Origin of the sequence: Devosia sp. (assembly GCF_036676215.1) — a bacterium.
GTDB lineage: Bacteria > Pseudomonadota > Alphaproteobacteria > Rhizobiales > Devosiaceae > Devosia.
In genome coordinates this window covers 1-2,665 of record NZ_JAKFDJ010000183.1, presented here as the reverse complement: position 1 = coordinate 2,665, position 2,665 = coordinate 1, and the positions used below count along the sequence as shown (strand labels likewise).

Here is a 2,665-nt window from a genome sequence, read left to right as displayed (position 1 = left end):
GCGTCTGTATTGCGCCAGAAGAAGCGTTGGACTTCGGCCCAACCTCCCCTGTCGGGGAAAGGCTAGGTGGCGGTATCCCGCAACCAGGACCCCAACTTTTTCACCCAACCCCTTTCCCCCCGCCCCAACCTGCGCCATAAGGCACCTATGACCCAAGACAACACCCTTCAGATCAAGCTGCGCCTCAAGGGCGGCAGCGGCCCGAATGCAAACTGGCATTGGGAAATCCATGACGCCGCCGGCAAGGTGCTCAAGACCGGCAGTGCTGTCGGCCCCGAGCACAAGGCATTCGCCACTGCGCGTATTGCCAAGGAAAAGATCGAAGCCGCCAAGAGCTGACGCAGTCCTCCGGCGCGGTGCAGGCAACCGATCGCGCCGAACCTTGCCGTCCCTAGCGACGAGACTCTCGTGACCAGTCCCAAGCCGGCCGATCCGACCAGCCCCGCGCAACATGCGGGCGGTCCGTTGCGCGGCATTATTCTCAAGGTTCTTTCGGTCTGCTTTTTCGTGGTCATGGCCACGCTGCTCAAGGCAACCGAGACGGTTCCAACCGGTGAACTGGTCTTCTTCCGCTGCTTCTTCGCCATCTTGCCGGTGCTAGGTTACCTTGCGTGGCGCCGGCAATTGCAGAGCGCGCTGCACACACGCAACCCCCGGGGACACGTGCTCCGGGCGTTTATCGGCGTTTCCGCGATGGGCCTGGGCTTCTTTGCGCTGACGCGGTTGCCGCTGCCGGAAACAACGGCCATCAGCTACGCCACACCCTTGCTGATCGTCCTGTTCAGCGCCGTGCTGCTCAAGGAGCGCGTGCATGTCTTCCGCTGGACCGCGGTGCTTGTCGGCCTTGTCGGCGTTGTCATCATCCTGTGGCCGCGCCTGACGGTGTTCTCGAGCGGCGACGCCATGGGCGATGCGGCAACCATCGGCGCCATCGCCTGCTTCGTCTCGGCGATATTCTCGGCCTTTGCCATGATGCAGGTGCGCAAGCTGGTGCAGACCGAGCGCACCGAGACCATCGTCATCTACTTCTTCATCTGCGCGACCCTGCTATCGCTGCTCACGGTGCCCTTCGGCTGGGTCTGGCCCGATCCCCGGCAATGGCTCTTGCTGATCGCTGCCGGATTTGCCGGCGGCATCGGCCAGTTGCTGCTGACCTCATGCTATCGCTATGCCGACATGTCGGTGATCGCGCCGTTCGAATATGTCTCGCTGATCCTGACCATCATCCTTGGCCTCATCGTCTTCGCCGAAGTGCCGACGCTGACCATGGTCTTCGGAGCCACGATCATCGTGGCCTCCGGCATCGCCGTGATCCTGCGCGAACACTATCTGGGGCTGGACCGGGTCAAGGCCCGCGAGGCAAACACGCCTTGACGCTGCGGGCCGGTGTCACCACCTAGCGCGCGTATCGAGCGCTTGGGGGCGACATGACGGCAGCGGCTGCACTGGCATTGAGCATTCTTCTGGCCGGATTGGCCGTGCTCCAGGCAGGTCTGGCGGCCGGGGCGCCGCTCGGGCACTTCGCCTGGGGCGGGCAATACCGCACCTTGCCAACCGGGCTGCGCATCGGCAGTCTCGTGGCCATCGTCATCTATGCGGTGATCGCCGCGATCGCCTTGCAGAAGGCGGGGCTGGTGGCCTGGCTGCCTGGCGGTGACTGGATCGGGATAGCCGCCTGGGTGGCCGTGGCCTATCTGGCGACCGGCATTCCGCTCAACGCCATTTCGCACAGCCGCCCGGAGCGGCTGACCATGACGCCCATCGTGGCGCTGCTCTTCGTGCTGACGCTGGTGGTGGCGCTCGGACTCTAGCCTGCTGCTGCCATTTCGGCCCAGCCCTGCCGCTTGCGATAGATGGTGGAGGGGCTGATCTCGAGCGCTGCAGCAGCCAGCGATACATTGCCCCCGAAGCTGGCAATGGCATCCTCAATGATGCGTTGCTCCTGCTGCCACATCGGCAGGATGGCCTGGCGCCGGTCCGCCCGGGATGCCGGCTCGGGCGCGACAACGACACCCCGCGATTCGATGTCGGCAGCGCTGAGCATCGGCATGGTGATTTCCCCGCCGTCGCACATCACCACCAGCCGGCGCACCAGGTTCTGCAGCTGCCGCACATTGCCCGGCCATTCCGCCGAGGTCAGCAGGCTCGCTACTTCCGGCGCAAAGCCGCTGAAACGCTTGTGTTCCTCGGTGGCATAGAGCGCCAGGAAGTGGCGGGCCAGCACCATGATGTCGGTCGGCCGCTGCCGCAGCGGCGGCAGATGAATCGGCAGCACATGCAGTCGGTAGAACAGGTCCTCGCGGAACTTCTTCTCGGTGATCAGCTGCATCGGGTTGCGGTTGGTGGCGCAGATCACCCGCACATCGACATGCCGCACGCCCGATTCGCCGACCCGGCTCAGCGTGCCGGTCTGCAGGAAGCGCAGCAGCTTGGACTGCAGCGAAAGATCCATCTCGCCGATTTCGTCGAGGAACAGCGTACCGCCATCGGCCAATTCGGCCGCGCCCTTGCGGTCTTCATGCGCGCCGGTAAAGGCGCCGCGGGCAACGCCAAACAATTCGCTTTCCATCAGGTCCCGCGGAATCGCCGCGCAGTTGATGGCCACCATGCGCTTGCCATAGCGCGGCCCCTCGGCATGCAGCGCCTCGGCGCAGACATCCTTGCC

The 2,665-nt window shown here is 64.6% G+C and carries 4 protein-coding genes; 3 read left to right on the top strand and 1 reads right to left on the bottom strand.

Annotated elements, in window-relative coordinates; translation table 11 throughout:
* The first annotated feature begins 66 nt into the window (after positions 1 to 66).
* The 3 genes from V6M52_RS15150 to V6M52_RS15140 all read left to right on the top strand — a co-directional run bounded on the left by V6M52_RS15150 (position 67) and on the right by V6M52_RS15140 (position 1,811).
* A complete protein-coding gene (locus V6M52_RS15150) occupies positions 67 to 339 on the top strand; it encodes a hypothetical protein (protein WP_332701622.1) in 273 nt (90 codons plus the stop codon).
* 69 nt (positions 340 to 408) lie between these two features.
* Positions 409 to 1,374 (top strand): DMT family transporter, encoded by a 966-nt coding sequence (locus tag V6M52_RS15145; protein WP_332701621.1) that lies wholly within the window; start codon positions 409 to 411, stop codon positions 1,372 to 1,374.
* Between the two features lie 53 nt (positions 1,375 to 1,427).
* Entirely contained in the window at positions 1,428 to 1,811 is a 384-nt protein-coding gene (locus tag V6M52_RS15140) for a hypothetical protein (RefSeq protein WP_332701620.1), read from the top strand.
* On the opposite strand, the gene V6M52_RS15135 is transcribed toward V6M52_RS15140, so the two are convergent.
* Positions 1,808 to 2,665, bottom strand: an 858-nt coding sequence (locus V6M52_RS15135; protein WP_332701619.1) for a sigma-54 interaction domain-containing protein, incomplete at its 5' end; no start/stop codon positions are given. The genes V6M52_RS15140 and V6M52_RS15135 overlap by 4 nt on opposite strands.

Excerpts from the sequence above, each read along its gene's own strand:
- V6M52_RS15140 (WP_332701620.1), top strand. The coding sequence starts at position 1,428 with ATGACGGCAGCGGCTGCACTGGCATTGAGCATTCTTCTGGCCGGATTG.